General features: G+C 41.6%; 13 protein-coding genes. 7 read left to right on the forward strand and 6 right to left on the reverse strand.

Annotated elements, in window-relative coordinates; translation table 11 throughout:
- Nucleotides 1-51: 51 nt before the first annotated feature.
- Nucleotides 52-1800: an N-acetylmuramic acid 6-phosphate etherase gene (locus A7Q09_RS05305; protein WP_244228546.1), complete on the reverse strand. Its 1749-nt coding sequence runs from the start codon at nucleotides 1798-1800 to the stop codon at nucleotides 52-54.
- A 128-nt stretch (nucleotides 1801-1928) separates the two neighbouring features.
- Here A7Q09_RS05305 and ligA point away from each other — a divergent pair, with 128 nt between their 5' ends.
- Both ligA and A7Q09_RS05315 read left to right on the forward strand, forming a co-directional pair.
- The gene (gene ligA / locus A7Q09_RS05310) at nucleotides 1929-4001 is read left to right on the forward strand and encodes an NAD-dependent DNA ligase LigA (RefSeq protein WP_134390252.1); all 2073 of its coding nucleotides are present in this window, start codon (nucleotides 1929-1931) and stop codon (nucleotides 3999-4001) included.
- A 22-nt stretch (nucleotides 4002-4023) separates the two neighbouring features.
- The gene (locus A7Q09_RS05315) at nucleotides 4024-4695 is read left to right on the forward strand and encodes a LysM peptidoglycan-binding domain-containing protein (RefSeq protein ID WP_134390253.1); all 672 of its coding nucleotides are present in this window, start codon (nucleotides 4024-4026) and stop codon (nucleotides 4693-4695) included.
- 81 nt (nucleotides 4696-4776) lie between these two features.
- On the opposite strand, the gene A7Q09_RS05320 is transcribed toward A7Q09_RS05315, so the two are convergent.
- The 4 genes from A7Q09_RS05320 to A7Q09_RS05330 form a co-directional block, all read right to left on the reverse strand.
- A complete protein-coding gene (locus A7Q09_RS05320) occupies nucleotides 4777-5958 on the reverse strand; it encodes an FGGY-family carbohydrate kinase (protein ID WP_347877499.1) in 1182 nt (393 codons plus the stop codon).
- A complete protein-coding gene (locus tag A7Q09_RS10950) occupies nucleotides 5955-6287 on the reverse strand; it encodes an FGGY family carbohydrate kinase (RefSeq protein WP_244228548.1) in 333 nt (110 codons plus the stop codon). The genes A7Q09_RS05320 and A7Q09_RS10950 overlap by 4 nt, the downstream gene beginning before the upstream one ends.
- 71 nt (nucleotides 6288-6358) lie before the next feature.
- Nucleotides 6359-7114 (reverse strand): type III pantothenate kinase, encoded by a 756-nt coding sequence (locus tag A7Q09_RS05325; protein WP_134390254.1) that lies wholly within the window; start codon nucleotides 7112-7114, stop codon nucleotides 6359-6361.
- Between the two features lie 38 nt (nucleotides 7115-7152).
- A complete protein-coding gene (locus A7Q09_RS05330) occupies nucleotides 7153-8700 on the reverse strand; it encodes a DegQ family serine endoprotease (RefSeq protein ID WP_134390255.1) in 1548 nt (515 codons plus the stop codon).
- A gap of 364 nt (nucleotides 8701-9064) precedes the next feature.
- Between A7Q09_RS05330 and A7Q09_RS05335 the strand changes: the two genes are divergently transcribed.
- The 4 genes from A7Q09_RS05335 (at nucleotide 9065) to A7Q09_RS05350 (ending at nucleotide 13011) form a co-directional block, all read left to right on the forward strand.
- Entirely contained in the window at nucleotides 9065-9532 is a 468-nt protein-coding gene (locus tag A7Q09_RS05335; protein ID WP_134390256.1) for an NYN domain-containing protein, read from the forward strand.
- Nucleotides 9533-9615: 83 nt separating this feature from the next.
- Nucleotides 9616-10587 carry a tryptophan--tRNA ligase gene (gene trpS / locus A7Q09_RS05340; RefSeq protein WP_134390257.1) on the forward strand — a complete coding sequence of 324 codons (972 nt, stop codon included), beginning with the start codon at nucleotides 9616-9618 and terminating at the stop codon, nucleotides 10585-10587.
- A gap of 13 nt (nucleotides 10588-10600) precedes the next feature.
- Nucleotides 10601-11416, forward strand: coding sequence for a chorismate mutase (locus A7Q09_RS05345; protein ID WP_134390258.1), 816 nt, complete (start codon nucleotides 10601-10603; stop codon nucleotides 11414-11416).
- Between the two features lie 26 nt (nucleotides 11417-11442).
- On the forward strand, nucleotides 11443-13011 hold the full coding sequence (locus A7Q09_RS05350) for a hypothetical protein (RefSeq protein ID WP_134390259.1): 1569 nt from the start codon (nucleotides 11443-11445) through the stop codon (nucleotides 13009-13011).
- A gap of 42 nt (nucleotides 13012-13053) precedes the next feature.
- Here the strand turns inward: A7Q09_RS05350 and A7Q09_RS05355 are convergent, their stop codons facing one another.
- A complete protein-coding gene (locus tag A7Q09_RS05355) occupies nucleotides 13054-13794 on the reverse strand; it encodes a type I 3-dehydroquinate dehydratase (protein WP_134390260.1) in 741 nt (246 codons plus the stop codon).
- Nucleotides 13795-13951: 157 nt separating this feature from the next.
- Between A7Q09_RS05355 and A7Q09_RS05360 the strand changes: the two genes are divergently transcribed.
- The gene (locus A7Q09_RS05360) at nucleotides 13952-15088 is read left to right on the forward strand and encodes a rod shape-determining protein (RefSeq protein ID WP_279636288.1); all 1137 of its coding nucleotides are present in this window, start codon (nucleotides 13952-13954) and stop codon (nucleotides 15086-15088) included.
- The last annotated feature ends 24 nt before the right edge of the window (nucleotides 15089-15112 follow it).

The following is a 15112-nucleotide window of genomic DNA, read 5'->3' on the forward strand; positions in this document are numbered from 1 at the left end:
AAAGATTAAGAAGGAGGCCTTTGGCCTAACCGTCCCTTTTCTGATTCTAATTCAGAGATGACGGCGGCAAGTAACCATCCTTTTTTTTTCTAATAAGGCAATAGCCGCCGGTTCGTCCAATCCATAAAGATACATCAGTATCCGTAGCGAACGATACCGCAATTTCATGCTTTTAGGTTGCAGATTGATCATCAAATTATCTTTGACCTTGCCTGTACGGATCATGGAAATCGTGCTCAACATATTCAAGAGAATTTTCGTGGCTGTCCCCGCCTTCAGTCTGGTGGATCCTGCAATAATCTCTGGTCCCGTTGGTAGATCGATCGCCAAGTCAGCATAAGGACAAGGCGGCCGAGAGGGGTTGCAGCTTACCAGTAAGGTCTTAGCCCCAATTGTTTTGGCAGCTTCTAGTGCAGAAATGACAAAAGGAGTTCTTCCACTTGCCGTTATTCCACAAACCATATCCTTACTGGTAACCCCACGGTTAAAAATGCTCTTAAACCCCTCCGCAGTGCTATCTTCTATGCCTTCCATACTGCGCCAAAGGGCATCGGCCCCACCAGCCATTATTGCTTGGACCATCTCAGGGGAGACGTTGAATGTCGGTGGCATTTCGCTAGCATCCAATGCGCCCAGTCTTCCGCTTGTTCCTGCACCCACATAAAAGAGCCGGCCTCCTTTTTCCAGTATCGAGCTGGTGACGGCTACAGCCTCTGCAATCTCACGGCGGCATTTTTCCAAAGCCTGCTGGACAAAGCTCTCTTCAGATATAAACAGATCAACAAGTTCCTGAACCGTTTTTTTCTCCAAAGAAGCAGACCGAGGATTTCTTTCTTCGGTCATAGACCGATCTAAGGCTTCTCGCTGGGTTTTATCTGGAAGCACATTTTCCATGCTCCTTTGGTAAACAAAAGAACCATAACCCAGGAGGCGTATGGCTCCTAAAGGTCCAGGAGTCGTGCATACGAAACACTCCGAAAAAGAAAGCAATTTTTTTAGCTGGTTTTGGAAAAGCGTGGTATAAAAAGAAGAATTTTCAAAAAGCCCTCCTACCAGAGCAATCCGTGGATTGGTTAAGCCCAATCTTCTGGCAACTATCTGCACCCTTAAGCCAAGCATGGAAGCTTCTCTATTTACTATTTCAAAGGAGCTTTTCTCTCCTTTTTCTGCCATGCTCAACACAATGGGAGCAAAAGAGGCAATAAAATCCTTTTTTCCAAAAGAAGGCAAAACATAGGAAAGGAAATCATCCATATCATTGCGACAACTATGCCTAAGAAAAGCCTGCGCCAGAGCGGAAACGTTCTTAGTAAGATCAAAGTCTAAATATATTCTTTCTAGTCCTTCCCTTCCTATTCTATAACCACTTCCCGGATCCCCAAGCTGTCCCCATCCTCCAGCCTTTTCCCATATACCAGCCTTATAGCCAATAACATTGGAGCCCGTTCCAGCGATCACCAATATTCCTTCTTGATTCGGTTCAAAAGCTCTCGCATAGGCTGTACGGGTATCTTCAGCGATAATGACTTTTGTGGCCTCAGGCCAAACAGACCTAATAATTTCTTCGAGGATTTTTACTTCTTTTTCCGAATGGCAACCAGCAAATCCAGCGCCAATTTGTTTAATCTCGACTCGGACTTTTTCTTTTATTGATTGGAATAGAGAAACTAACTCTTTTGTCGTTAATAGATGTACATTGCCCACTCCCTCGTTTCCCTTGGCTACAACCCCTCCTTTCTCCTCCAGAACTATCCATCGAGTATGCGTGCCTCCAGCCTCTATGCCTAACAATCTGCCCATTCTTTCTATTTTATATTGAATGTCTTCTCTTCTGACAATCTTTTATAGAATAGAAAAGCCCAAAGAAAGGCTCGACAAGCATTCCCGCTCTCTAAAAAATATCTTCAATAAAAAAAGAGAGAGAAAAGTTGATCGGACAGACTTTACCGTTTAATTTTTCGATTGAAGTGAACAAAAACAAGCCTTCTACTTTAGACCCTTCTCTGTCGTTAAGTGAAATCAAGCGAAGGCATGATGAACTGGTCAAGCTCATCCAAAAATACGATCATGCCTACTATGTGGAAGCACGTCCCCTGATTTCTGATCAAGAGTACGACAATCTCTATCACGAACTAGAAACCATAGAAAAACTTCATCCAGAACTAATAACCCCTGATTCCCCCACACAAAGAATAGGAGAAAGCCCCTTAAGTGGCTTCTCCCAAGTCTCCCATCAAGTTCCTATGCTCAGCCTTGAAAACACCTACTCAAAAGAAGAGCTTTTTGGATTTTTAGAAAGGATACGCCGAGGTCTTCCTGGGAAAAAAATCAGCTTTACTGTAGAACCTAAAATCGATGGTATATCCATTAGCGTTATCTATAAAAATGGATTATTTAGCCTTGGAGCGACCCGCGGGAATGGGACAGTGGGGGATGATATTACCCAAAACCTAAAGACCATCCGTAGCCTTCCCTTAAGGCTTGACATGGAGAATCCTCCAGAACTTTTAGAAATTCGAGGAGAAGCTTACATGTCTCCAAAGGATTTTGAAAGACTCAATGCAGAAAGAGAGAAAGAAGGCAAGCCCCTTTTTGCCAATCCTAGAAATGCTACCGCTGGATCTCTCAAACAACTTGATCCAAGGATTGTGGCCCAGAGACCACTTGCTGTGGTCTTCTATGGAGCAGGTCAACTAAAGGGTTTTGAATGCAAAACACAAGTCGAATGGCTTCAGTTCCTAAAAGAAATTGGCATTCCTATTCCTGTTCGCTTTTGGCACTGTAAAGACCAAAACGAAGTCTACGAAGCCACATGTACACTACAGGAAATCCGCAGCGATCTTCCTTATCCAACCGATGGAGCCGCCATTAAAGTAAACGAATGGGAGTACTATCCTATTCTTGGATACACAGCAAAAGCCCCTCGATGGGCCTTCGCTTATAAGTATGGAGCAGAAAGGGCAAGAACCCGATTGAATCAGGTTATTTTTCAAGTGGGCAGAAGTGGCATTATTACCCCAGTGGCTGAAATGGACCCCGTTTTTCTTTCAGGAACAACAGTCAGCCGTGCCACACTTCACAATTTCGACCAGATAAAAAGACTCGATGTAAAGATTGGAGACTATGTTTTTGTGGAAAAGGCCGGAGAAGTCATACCAGAAGTCGTTGGCGTAGACACGACTCAAAGGACTGGCAAAGAAAAGGAGATTGTCCCTCCGGAATATTGTCCTAGTTGTGGCGAAAAACTTTTCTGGGAAGGCATCTTTTTGCGTTGTGGTAACGAAAATTGTCCGGCTCAGCTAAAGGAAAGAATTCTCCATTTTGCCCAGCGCAATGCCCTCGATATTCAGGGACTTGGAGAATCTCTTGTCGATCAACTGGTCGATAAAGGCTTAGTCAAAGACATTGCTGATCTCTACGATCTCGATGAAAAGACTTTAGTCAGTTTGGAGAGAATGGGAAAGAAATCGGCACAAAACTTACTGCGGTCACTAGAAGCAAGCAAGAAAAGGGATCTTTCCAGATTGATATTCGGACTAGGAATAACTCACATTGGCCAAAAAGCTTCTGAAGAACTTGCGCGGTATTTTGGGTCCATGGACCGGCTTGCTAATGCTTCTGAAGAAGAACTGCTGACCGTTCCTTTTATCGGAGAGATCATGGCTAAATCGATAATCTCCTATTTCCGTAAACCCAAAAATAGAGAGCGTTTGGAAAAATTCCGAAAAATAGGCTTCAATTTCCATTCCTTAGACTCCGGATCTTCACCTGGTCCTCTCAATGGGAAAACATTTGTCATCACTGGAACGCTTTCTGAACCTAGAGAATCAATTATAGAAAAAATAAACTCAAAAGGTGGGAGGGTCAACAATACGGTTTCAAGAAAAACCAATTATCTGGTTGTAGGAGCAAATCCTGGGTCCAAATTGCACGAGGCAAAAAAATTAGGCATTCCTATTATAAGTGAACAGGAACTATTCAATCTCCTAAAAGAAAATTGAATAGCCAACTGAATGGATGACAATGATATTCTTTGATTTTTATTTTGATTGGACCAAAAAATTCGACCGAAGAGGGAGGATTGCCCCTCTTCTTTTCTTTATATTTTTTTCCTTTCTTTTTTTCTCTTCTTCGGCTCCTCTTTTCTCTCAAGACGATCAGAATGCAGAAACTCCAACGATTGCAAAAAAACTGGAAGGGGAAGAAGAAAAGAAAAAGCTCCTAAGAGCAGTCGACATCCTAGATCAATTAGAGCAAAATGTTGAAGCAAATTCCTTCAATATTCAAGCTATTAAAGAGGAAATACGGAAATTAAAAGAGCAAGTCAACTCTTTGGAAAGGGATATTGAAAAAATAAAAATTGCCACATCAAAAGAGCGTTTATCCCCTTCAAATCCTAAAAAAGGCAATGCCTCAGTATCAGAAAAGGCCCATAAAGAGGCAACAACCCAATTGGTCGAAAAAGGATACTACTACGTGGTGAAAAAAAATGACACGCTTGAAAGCATTGCCGATGCCTACCGGAAAAGCGGGGTGAATGTAACAGTGGAGGATATCCGCAAATCCAATAATCTCTCTTCTCACTCTCCGCTTGAAGTTGGAAAAAAATTGTTCATTCCCAAAAAAGAAACAAAACCGCTCCAATCCGCCACTCCCCCTTCCCCCATTCCCAAAGAGGGGACCACTATCGAATAAATCCAGTCTGTAGCCAAAAAAAATATCTCTTAGAGAAGACAAGATATTTTCACCTATTACTTTAAAAATATATGGCAGAGATCAGCCTATAGTCTTTTGAATCCATTTAGCGGCTTTACGAAGGGCTTTTTTCCAATAACGAAGCTCCTTTTGTCTTTCCAAAGAAGATAGTGTCGGTAGCCATTCTTTCTTTTTTTTCCACCATTGACCTAGTTCCTCAAAATCATTAAACAGGCCTCCTGCTAAGCCGGTGATAAATGCCGCTCCCATTGCCGTTGTTTCACTATTTTCAGGAGCCAAAATTTTTCTATTCAATATATCCGCTTGGAACTGCATAAACCGTTCATTTTTTACCATACCCCCATCTACTTTCAGTTCTTGCATCTTCATGCCGCATGCCTTTTGTATTCCCTCAAAAAGGTCTCTAACTTGAAAAGCAGTTGCCTCTAAGACTGCACGGGCTAAATGACAGGCTTGAGTCTTTAAAGTCAAACCGAAGAATGCGGCTCTAGCAAACGGATCCCAATATGGAGCAAACAGTCCACAAAAAGCAGGAACAAAGTAAATGCCCCCATTATCAGAGGCTTCCAAAGCCAAAGTTTCTAGTTCTTGGTCATCTTTCAACTTCAACAACTGCTTCAACCAATGCACAGCTGAACCAGCAGAGGCGCTGCTGCCCTCCAACGCATAGCTTATGATTCCATTGCGTAACTTGTAGCCGATGGTTGTGATTAACCCAGCATCAGAGAAAATAGGGCGATAAGCTGTATTCACTAGCAAAAATGCTCCTGTACCATACGTGCACTTTCCCTCTCCAAGCCGAAGACAATTTTGTCCGATCAGGGCTGCTTGCTGATCTCCAATAAGCCCCGCCAGGGTAATTCCCTTCAAACAACCTATTTTCCCCTCAGCTAAGATAGCATCGTTGGGAACGACTTCAGGCATCAATACAGAAGGAATAGTTAATTCTTCAAGGATTTCTTGATCCCATTGCATTGTATGGATATTAAAAAGCAAGGTTCGGGAGGCATTAGTAACATCGGTCAGGTGCTTACCGCCATGAGGACCACCGGAGAATTTCCAAAGTAAAAATGAATCGATGGTACCAAAGAGAAGATCGCCAGAGGAAGCTTTTTTTCTTGCTTCTGGGACATGCTCAAGAAGCCATAAAAGTTTCATTCCACTAAAATAAGTTGCCAGTGGAAGGCCCGTTTTCCTATGGTAGCGGTAGAGGCCCGCGGGGGTTTTAGAAAATTCATTCACAAGATCTGCTGTCCGGCTGTCTTGCCAACTAATGGCATTGGCAAGGGGAATCCCAGTTTTTTTTCCCAAAGAACCGTTGTTTCTCTTTGATTGGTAATGCCCAGGGCCACAAGATCAGACTGGCAAAGCGATTTTGCTGCAAATGCTTCTTCCACCAAGCTCAGCGTATTATGATAGATCTCAAGGGCATCCTGTTCGACCCATCCTTCCTTTGGACAATACCAGCGATGTTCTTTAAAAGAAGAATGGACAACATGGCCTTGCTGATCAAAAAGAAAAAATTTAGTCCCTGAGGTCCCTTGATCAATCACTCCGATGAGTTTTCTCATGAGGTGCCAGTGGTATTTAAAAAGCAGGGAGAAAAAATAGCAGCATCCTTATTACCCTTAAGCAGGAATATTTATGCCAAATCTACGGAGATCATGCGTCTTTTTATCAAATTTTCTCCAATTATCCGAATTCCTTTAAGAGTCAGGAAATTATCAATCTGATCAACCATGTTCAACCGACCACAAATAAGATGCGCTTGTCCACCGGTAGCGATCACAGGAATTTTTAGTGGGCATCCCAGCTCCTCTTTGATTTTTTCAATAAGATACAGCACCATGCCTCTATAGCCTAAGACAGCACCCACCCGCATCGCCTCCTCTGTCGATTGGGCAATAGCTCTTAAGGGCTCTTTCAATTCTACAACCGGCAATAGAGCTGTCTTTTCATGAAGATAGGATCGCATCAAATTTAAGCCAGGAGCTATCACCCCTCCACAATAAGCCCCATTGTGATTGACAATATCGAAAGTCGTTGCCGTTCCAAAATCGATGGCTACTGCTGGATAGCCGTAGAATGAAGCGAGGGCAATGGCATTAGCCAGTCTGTCCGCTCCAATTTCTTTGGGATTTGGATAATCGATTGCAATGCCTAAAGGCAGAGATGGATCGATGGTATAGATTCTATCCAAAAAGACATTTTCAAAATACACATTGCATTTGGGGACTACGCTACACAAAATGCAATCTTGCTTTGGGAAATTTTGAATAATTTCTCTAAGGAGACTATAACTCAGTTGAGCAGTGGGAACTTTTCTCAGCAGGCTAATTTCAGTGTTTTGGCACCATGCAATTTTGGTGACACTATTGCCGACATCTGCAAGGATCATAAACAGGAGCTTTTCAATAAAAAATAGCCTCTTTTAGCCTATTTATTTGACCTAGGGACTACTACAAAATGAGTAATTCCCTTTGACCAAACTCGCAGGAGCACATTTCCAGAAGTTCCTTTGACGGCCTGCAATGCTTCTTGCACTGTCCGCACCGGCCGATGCTGTACTTCTAAGATTACATCTCCAGGCTGCAGCGAATTTCTCCCAGGTTTGGCAGCCGGGGATTCTGGATCTACCGATACAATAACGACTCCCTGAACATCAGGCGGAATTTCAAATTGCTGTCTAACCATTCTATTTAAATCAGCGATCTCTACCCCTGGTAAAAACGTTGAATTTTCTTCTTGTTGTTTGGGAACATTTGCAGAAACATCTTCTGGAGTTCTTTCTTTGAGTACGGCTTGTATAATCTTCTCTTTGCCATCACGCCAAATTTTCAAGGTAGCCTTAGATCCTGGAGGGGTTTGGGATACAGCCAATCTCAAGGATCTTGGGTCGGTGACTTTTTGGCCATTATATTCTAGAATCACGTCCCCAGCCTTCATTCCAGCTTGATCCGCAGGAGTCCCCGGACTGACCTGCTCTACCAATGCTCCCGTTGCTTCTGGTAATTTAAAAGCTTGTGCAAGATCAGGAGTTACTTCCGATATCGTCACCCCAAGAAATCCTCGAATCACTCGACCATTCTTTACAATCTGATCCATTACGTATCGGGCCATGTTCGAGGGTACAGCAAAACCAATCCCCAAGTTCCCAACGCGACCTGGACTAACAATGGCCGTATTGATCCCCACAAGCCTTCCCTGAATATCTACCAAAGCTCCGCCAGAATTCCCTGGGTTGATGGCAGCATCAGTTTGAATAAAATCTTCATATTCTTCAATCCCAATATCTTTCCTGCCTTTACCGCTCACAATGCCCATAGTAACCGTTTGAGTCAGCGCAAAAGGATTGCCAATTGCCAGGACAATATCCCCCACTTCCACTAAATCACTGTCGGTAAACACAATGGAGGGCAAACCAGAAGCTTCTATTTTCACCAGAGCAATATCAGTCAAAGGATCCTTCCCAATGATCTTGCCAGCAAATTCTTTTTTCTGTTCCCCGACTAAAACCTTTATTTCTTCAGCCACATCCACCACATGGTTATTAGTAAGGATATAGCCCTCAGGGGAAACAATAACCCCAGAACCAAGGCCCGTTTGTTTCCTAGGCTTTGGCATAGGGAAAATTCTTGGATTATTTTGATCTTCTCCGCCATCAGGAGGACCAAAAAACCTTCTAAAAAAAGGGTCATTAAAAAAAGGGAATATCCATCCCTCAGGAGCTTTGACTTTTTGCGTGGTGAAAATCTCCACTACACTCGGCGCCACTTTTTTCACAATGGGAGCAAAGCTTGAAATTAAACCCGTATTTTGCCTTTGAATGGGTGTGTTATCCGTCTGGAATTGAAAAGGGATTGGTTTTGTTTCCTTATTCTGAGAAAACCAATTCAAGGATTTAGCCGAATCGTTCAGAAAGAAAACAAACATAAAGCCAAAAAGGAAAATAAAAAAAGGATGAAATTTCTTGGACTGATTCATAATGCGGTAGGATGATTATTGAAAATACACTTTTACTAGATATCGTTCTTTTTTCAATTTTGCATTAACAAAAAAAAGAGGCAAAAGAAGACGTGATTCTCTTTTTATTGCTAATACTTTTACTATGAATATATATTTATAAAAATAATTAATAAATCAAATTTTAAAGATTTCTTGTCAAAGAAAACTTGAAAGCATAGAATAGTCTACAATTGACTAAAAAGAAAAGAAAAAACTTTTTTTGTCTACCACTATGAGCAAGCAATGGAATAAGATAGAAAAAAGGAAAAGAAGGAAACGGTATTATAAGCGAAAAAAGGAGAAAATGAGGTTATTAAATCCTCAACTTTCTGGGAAAATTTGAATGGCTAACACTTCACGGAATTCTCTTCCCCTATTGGTAATCGATGGGTACAATGTGATTCATGCATGGAATGATCTTAAGGTTGCTCAAAGGCAAAGCTTAAGAAAAGCTAGAGAGCTCCTGATCGAAAGGCTTTCTATACTGCATTATTTAGAGATTTATCAAGTTGTCCTTGTTTTTGATGGAAAAAGTCCCGAACCGGTAGCTATTCCTCCCCTTTCAGATGATTTTATCGTTGTTTTTTCTCCCAAAGGCATGAGTGCAGATGGGCTTATTGAAAAATACGTGAATGAATCGGTGGCTCGTAGGCAAGTAACGGTCGTGACTAGTGATCTTGAAGAAAAACGGCAAGTCGAATCTATGGGAGCTTTCTGTATGAGTCCAGAATGGCTTCAACAGGAATTAGCTTATCGTCAAGAAGATTTCAAAATGCTCTTAGAAAAGGTCCATCATAATAGTCGGCTCTAAAAGCAAATGGCTTTTATTTTTTGGAAAGGGTTTATCTCATTTTCTAGTTAAATTTTTTTCTAATTAAATAGAACAAAGAAACAATGATGAGACGGGTACTTTCTGGAATTCAACCCTCGGGTTTTCTGCATATTGGAAATTATTTTGGAATGATTAAGAGGGCAATAGAATGGCAAGACAAAGCCGAAACTCTTTATTTTATAGCTGACTATCATGCGTTAACGTCGATCAAAGATCCCCAACACCTCTCCCAATATGTTAGAAAAATAGCCATGGCCTTTTTAGCATGTGGGATTGATCCGGCAAAGTCTATAATTTTTAAGCAAAGCGCCATACCAGAAGTCCACGAGCTTGCCTGGATCCTTTCTTCCATCACCCCTTTTGGATTATTGGAAAGATCGCACAGTTTCAAAGATAAAGTCGCCAAGGGTCTTTCCCCCACCGTGGCTCTTTTTTCTTATCCGGTGCTGATGACAGCGGATATCCTACTGTATCAATCCGAAATCATTCCGGTGGGACAAGATCAAAAACAGCACCTCGAAATCGCCCGGGACATAGCCAAAAAATTCAACAATACCTTTGGCGAGGTCTTCCGCATCCCTGAGCCAGACATACAGGAAGAAGTTGCTACTATCCCTGGGATAGACGGCCAGAAAATGTCCAAGTCTTACAATAACACGCTTGAAATTTTTGGAGATCTTGAAGAATTTAAACGAAGGGTCATGAGCATCAAAACAGATTCCACCCCCATCGAATCTCCCAAGCCAACCAAAGGATCCATCCTTGTAGCTCTTTATAAGCTTGTGGCCACTGAATCAGAATACCAGGAGTTTATTGCAAGCATGGAAAAAGGTGGGTATGGATATGCCTATTATAAAAAGTTGCTCCTTGAAAAACTCCTTGCCTATTTTCAACCGATTCGAGAAAGGTACAAAGAGCTAGAAGAAAAACCAGCTTATGTTGAGGAAGTGCTTGCTGATGGGGCCTATAAAGCAAGGATGATTGCTCAAGAAACATTAACAAAAGCAAGACGTGCGGTCGGACTGCTCGATTAATTAATTGAATACAATGGGCATAGACATTTTCCGAACTCAATTAGAAAAGATCGACAATAGGATTCTGAAGTTTCTGAATCTACGGATGAAACTTGCCCAGGAGATTGGAGAAAAAAAAAAGTCCTGCGGATATCCTATTCTTGATACCTATAGAGAAGATAGGTATCTAAAAAATCTGAAAGCCATCAACCGAGGGCCATTACGGGATAATAATCTGGAAGGAATCTACCGAGAAATCTTTTCTTCTTCACGCAGTCAGCAAGGAGGATTAAAAATTGGCTGTCCAGAAAGCCATTTTCTTTCTTGTCTCCTTGCTTCCCTATTTAGATTTGGTTCGAGTAGTGTTTTTGTCCCCATTTCGATGCACCATTCACAAGCAAGGGACGGGAAAGAACCAGAGGTAGACATAATCGTCATTTCGATCCATCTCCTACTAAAAAAGCTCCAAGAAGATCGGTCCTTTCTTGTTTCCTTCTTTCCCTCTTTTTCGCTAGGGGGAGAAATCGACCTTTCCCCTATTGTCTCTTCTCAGTCGGTGGATAACCTATATTTCTTTTTCCAAAAACATGCGATTCCAAAAGAAAATGCCGATTCGCTAAATACGGTCTTTCTTCTTGGAGGCATGTTAGCCCATGAAACTTTTCTGTGGGTAGAGAGTCAAAAAGGGAAAGTTCTTTACTGCAGTGTGGATGCTAAAAATCCGAAGAATTCTTTTTATCTTTGTGAAAAAACGGCAAAAGAACCAGACAAGGAAAGCATCGAATATTTATGGAAAAAATTTACAGACAATAAAGGCTGGATAATTTTGATAGGCAGCTATCCTGTGTAATTGTTCAAAAGAAGCATCAAAATATTATGGATTTTGAAGAGTTACCTAAAAATGCGGATAGGTACTATTTCAGTTCTCCAGCTAAGGGGAAACTCAATGATGCTAGCAGTCAATCTAAAGGCCTTTCTCCAAGAAAAGTAGGTCCGAGAAATCTTTTCCCTCCCCATCTCTCTATCCAAAATAAAAAACATCCTCCTCCCAGAAAACTAGGCTTTGCTCCTAGCAATCATCCTCCTACTGAAGCTTCCACTACAGCTTCCTCAATGGCTTCTGTAAGAGGAAAAATCTCTTTTCCTTCCCATACTAACCATTCTAGCTTTTCTTCGACGTTCCCTAAATTTCCCAAAGAAACAGACAATAAAAGACAAAGCCCCCCTGATTTTCTCTTAGATCGGGAAACAAGAAAAGTTCATCCTCCTCCTAAATATGCCGCTTCAAAACCTCTAAGCCCAGACAAATCTAATAAGGAAATAACCACCCCATCCACTTTTTCATCGCGAAGAAAGTGGATTGGCTATCTTTTGCGGATCTTTCTCTATATTGGGATTTTGGCTGCTGGCATAGGGGCGTATTATTCCTTGAGAGAAACCCGGATCGAAGGATGGGTAGCAGTCAAAGACATCACCTTACCCAATGAAATCTATCTTGTTTATGACTTTTCTGCAGACATCAAAGCATTACGAGACAATTACCTCACCTCTATTGGCCCATGCCAGGAAGACATCCAGAACAAAAAGGAAAATCTAAAAAAAGCAAGAACGGACATCACTGCACTGAATGAAAGACTTAGGCTATTAAAGCAGCAGGAGCATGTAGCCGAAACAGAAATTCAAATTGTCGCTAAAGAGTACCAAGAAAAAGCCGATCATCTTTGGAAGAACGAAGGGGTACTGCTCGACCAAGAATATGATAAAAAACTGGCCGAATTAGAGGACCGTTTCAAACAAAGAGCTCAGCAATTGGGAATCAATTTTACTATTTCCTCTGCGGAGGCACGCTCTCCGGAAGCTTGGGTGAATGCCTATAACCTTGCCTTATATAATCCTCCCCCTGAAATAGACCCTGCCAAAGAACGCCTATGGGCCGAAGAGGAACTTAAAAAATGGCATAATTTTGAAAAAGAAAACGAGGCTAAACGAGAAGAACTAAAAAGATTGACCAAAGAAATTCAATCTGAAGTGGGACCAAAGATTCAAGCATTGCGGGAACAGATACTCCGTCTCCAATCCAGAATTAAGGACAGCGAGTTGGAGATTGCTCCCCTAGAACAAGAATATGCTAACAATGAGAGGGAACTTTTAGAGGCCGAAGAGACGGAAAGAAAAATAAAAGAGCGTTTCTTGAAGGATCTAGAAAAAATACCAAACAATAGCATCAGAGAAAAAATTCCGCTCAGTAAGGATGGCCACTTTGAATGGAGAAGATTAGATCAAAATCCAAAAATTCCTCCAGGCCGCTATTTTCTATGGATAGCCATCCAAAAGGAAGGAAAAGTATGGTGGTCTCTCTTTTCTTTTCCAGTCAATGCTTTTTCTCTTACAGAAATTGTTGTCCTTCCTGAAAGCTTCATTCCTATTGATTCCCTTTTAAAATGAAGGATATTTTCTAGGGGCTCTGCTTGCTCGAAGCAGACCAGCCTAAAGGGCTTGAGGAAGGGATTGATTTTTAGCAATGATTCCTAATCTTTGAAAATTCTCTTTTAAATCTAAAACGGAAGGTTGCCCAAGGGCAGCAGGCTTATCAATATAGCCGTAGACAAGTCGGGATCCTAAGGCTGATAAAACAATTCTTGAAAGATGGGAAAATTCTCCAATACCCATTAAAGACCACGGAATTTTAGGAAAAGAAAAGAAAAGTTCAGTCAACTGCTTGAGTTGCCTGAGGTTCTCTATTCTTACAGCAACCTTTACAAAATCAGGATCGAGTAATTTTATGTCTGGAAGAGAAGCAATGAGCTTGTTCAAATCTATAAACTCAGACAAAGAATGAATGGAGAGGATAATTTTTTTCCCTCCATTTTTATAAAGCGAATAAATGGTAGAGAGCTTTGAGTATTCTTGCCACTCCAAATCGACACAATCGACATAAGGAAAAAATTTTTCAAACAGTTCGCTCCTTTCACAATCAGAGAGTTCAAGCATTCCCCCTTCTTTTTTAGATCTAATCGTAAGCAAAACAGGTAGGGAACGCTCTTGGAGGGATCTTTGCAATGCAATGATTCCTTCTGCGAAATCCAATTCTAGAAGAATGGAGTCCAGTCGGTACTCAATAAGATCAATGGGAAGATGATTCGAATAGGCAGCTTTCACGCCATAGTGGGTAGATATGGTTCCGACAACAATCAGAGGTTTTTGAATTGGAAAGAAAGGTTGATTCATCTAAAAAATAATGTAAGAATAAATGCAGAGAAAATTAATGTAAATTTTCTTTTTAAGGGTGTTATGAAGAACATAGTATGTAAGCAAAATATCTTTTTTTTAAGAGGGATTCCCGCACTTATTAATAGCAAATCTTACTAACCTAACTTTTTTTTGAATGAATCTAAATCAGAATTCTATTCATCCATCTCCCGAAGTGGTTTCTAAAAATCCTCCTCTTTTATTGGAAGGAGGGAAACGCTTCCAACAAAAGACTTTTTCAATTATTCGATCCTTTTCTTCTCTTTTCAGTAACGACATTGGCATCGATTTAGGCACCGCTAATACCCTTGTGTATATCCGTGGCAAAGGGATCGTCATGAGGGAACCAACGGTCGTGGCGGTCTATCAAGGGACAAAAAATGTCCTCGCGGTTGGAGAAGAAGCCAAAAGAATGCTTGGCAGAACGCCTGGGAACATAACGGCGGTACGGCCACTAAAAGATGGAGTCATTACTGATTTCCATCTGACTGAGTCGATGCTCAAGGCCTTCATTCATAAAGTACAATCGCATTTTCATCTTCGCAGACCAAGAGTCGTAGTGGCTGTTCCAAGCGGTATTACAGAAGTAGAAAGAAGGGCTGTTCAAGAGTCTGCCAAGCATGCCGGGGCTCGGGAAGTGTTTTTGGTTGAAGAGCCAATGGCTGCCGCCATTGGGGTTGGACTCCCCGTACATGAAGCTTCAGGCAACATGATCATCGATATTGGAGGGGGAACCACAGAAGTTGCGATCATCTCCCTTTCTGGAATTGTTTATAGCCGAAGTGTTCGGGTAGCCGGAGATGAAATGGATGAGGCCATTGTCAACTATTTGCGAAGAGCTTACAATCTTATGATTGGAGAAAGAACTGCTGAAGAAATCAAAATTAAAATCGGTTCAGCTTATCCTTTAGAGAAAGAAACAATAATGGAGGTAAGAGGAAGGGATTTAGTAGCAGGTCTCCCAAAGACATTAACGATAACTTCTCAAGAGGTAAGAGAGGCTATGATGGATCCAATATCGGTTATTGTGGAATCGGTACGGGTGACTCTAGAAAGATGTCCTCCTGAGCTATCTGCGGATCTGGTGGAGCGCGGCATAGTTCTTGCTGGAGGAGGGGCTCTTTTACGAGGGATTGATAGGCTTTTAGCTGAAGAAACCGCTCTGCCTGTATATATCGCTGAAGACCCGCTGAGCGCTGTTGCAGAAGGGACTGGTAAAATACTTGAAGAGTATCAATATCTTCATAGAATTGCCAAATCGGCAATGATTTAACTACTAATGGCTCCTTGAAACTTC

Source organism: Methylacidiphilum sp. Yel (genome assembly GCF_004421185.1).
GTDB lineage: Bacteria > Verrucomicrobiota > Verrucomicrobiia > Methylacidiphilales > Methylacidiphilaceae > Methylacidiphilum.

Bases quoted from the DNA above. Each gene is read 5' to 3' on its own strand.
- A7Q09_RS05305 (WP_244228546.1), bottom strand. From the start codon at position 1,800: ATGGGCAGATTGTTAGGCATAGAGGCTGGAGGCACGCATACTCGATGG.
- A7Q09_RS05315 (WP_134390253.1), top strand. From the start codon at position 4,024: ATGATATTCTTTGATTTTTATTTTGATTGGACCAAAAAATTCGACCGA.
- A7Q09_RS10950 (WP_244228548.1), bottom strand. From the start codon at position 6,287: ATGAGAAAACTCATCGGAGTGATTGATCAAGGGACCTCAGGGACTAAA.
- A7Q09_RS05325 (WP_134390254.1), bottom strand. From the start codon at position 7,114: ATGATCCTTGCAGATGTCGGCAATAGTGTCACCAAAATTGCATGGTGC.
- A7Q09_RS05330 (WP_134390255.1), bottom strand. From the start codon at position 8,700: ATGAATCAGTCCAAGAAATTTCATCCTTTTTTTATTTTCCTTTTTGGC.
- A7Q09_RS05335 (WP_134390256.1), top strand. From the start codon at position 9,065: ATGGCTAACACTTCACGGAATTCTCTTCCCCTATTGGTAATCGATGGG.
- trpS (WP_134390257.1), top strand. From the start codon at position 9,616: ATGATGAGACGGGTACTTTCTGGAATTCAACCCTCGGGTTTTCTGCAT.
- A7Q09_RS05345 (WP_134390258.1), top strand. From the start codon at position 10,601: ATGGGCATAGACATTTTCCGAACTCAATTAGAAAAGATCGACAATAGG.
- A7Q09_RS05350 (WP_134390259.1), top strand. From the start codon at position 11,443: ATGGATTTTGAAGAGTTACCTAAAAATGCGGATAGGTACTATTTCAGT.
- A7Q09_RS05355 (WP_134390260.1), bottom strand. From the start codon at position 13,794: ATGAATCAACCTTTCTTTCCAATTCAAAAACCTCTGATTGTTGTCGGA.
- A7Q09_RS05360 (WP_279636288.1), top strand. From the start codon at position 13,952: ATGAATCTAAATCAGAATTCTATTCATCCATCTCCCGAAGTGGTTTCT.